Annotated in this window: 1 protein-coding gene; it reads left to right on the plus strand. The window is 44.4% G+C overall.

Features of this window, described 5'->3' with window-relative positions; all coding sequences use genetic code 11:
• The coding region (locus R7093_RS26060; protein WP_318147124.1) for a mechanosensitive ion channel family protein at positions 1-646 on the plus strand (646 nt) is incomplete at both ends.

Raw genomic sequence — 646 nt, forward strand, 5'->3', positions numbered from 1 at the left:
AACGCAGTTGGATGTCGAGAACCAAAAACGGTACGTTTGCGTTCACATTGCTGATCCTGTTTATCCTCTGGCAATCAGAAATCAGTGAGTTTGCGCTCAGTGTTACAGCGATTGCGGTTGCTATTGTGGTGGCATCGAAAGAGATCATTTTGTGTTTTACAGGCTCGATTCAACGTGCGAGTTCGCGCTCGTTTCGAGTGGGTGATTGGATTGAAGTGGGTAAGTTGTGTGGCGAGGTGATCGAACACAACATGATGGCGACAGTGATTCAAGAGATCGATTTACATCACGGGCAATACCATTACACGGGTAAAACTGCGACGTTGCCTAATAGTATGTTTTTCACCTATCCGGTTAAAAACCTCAACTTCATGAAGCGTTATGTTTACCATAATTTCACGATTGTGGTGAAAGACTTCGTCAACTTGTATCCGCTACTAACACCGTTAACGGACAAAATTGATGAGCATTGCAGTTACTTTAGTGATGTTGCACATCGTTACAATACCATGATCGAGAAGCATGCTGGCGTTGATCTGCCGGGCGCAGAGCCGCACATCCACATTTCAAGTCATATTAATGGTGAGCAGATTGTGCATGTGATGATCTTCTGCCCGACAGATAAGGCGAACCATTTAGAACATTT

Source organism: Vibrio sp. 1580, assembly GCF_033340055.1.